The sequence below is a fragment of the Mesorhizobium sp. M4B.F.Ca.ET.143.01.1.1 genome, assembly GCF_004792275.1.
Classification (GTDB): Bacteria; Pseudomonadota; Alphaproteobacteria; order Rhizobiales; family Rhizobiaceae; genus Mesorhizobium; species Mesorhizobium abyssinicae.
The window spans coordinates 1-438 of record NZ_SRSR01000098.1 but is presented as its reverse complement, the minus strand read 5'-3'; the positions used below and the strand labels follow the sequence as shown (position 1 = coordinate 438).

Here is a 438-nt window from a genome sequence, read left to right as displayed (position 1 = left end):
AGATGCCTGTTCCCCCACAGAACGATGTCGTCATAGTCGTCGCAGGCCGCCATCGTGCCGCAGACAACCAAAAGCAGCACCTCGCTCAGCGGATACATCACCTTGCAGGACTGGCGATTGTCCTTGATCGCCGAAAAATGCTCCAAAAGGCTCTTGCGGCGCGGCGTAGCAACTTCGCTCATGGCTTCCTCCGAATCTGCGGAAGCCTCTTTGAATCACGCTAACCTGCGACAGACCACAAATTACACGCCGTCGTTAACCTGAACTCGTTGCCCTGCCGTTAGGGCGGATGCGCCTTGACATCGCATTCTCGTTTATATAGGGCAATCGTAGCATTTGGAATGCCGTTCCATTAAGAGGAGATACTTGGGATGGAGGATGCATGCATCATGAGTGTTCAGGGCCTGGCGGCACGGCAACGGGAAGGCCACTCGCTCG

1 protein-coding gene is annotated in these 438 nt (G+C 55.5%); it reads right to left on the bottom strand.

The window, feature by feature from the left end; genetic code table 11:
• The coding region (locus EN786_RS36135) for a transposase family protein (RefSeq protein ID WP_135910041.1) at positions 1-182 on the bottom strand (182 nt) is incomplete at its 3' end.
• Positions 183-438 lie beyond the last annotated feature (256 nt).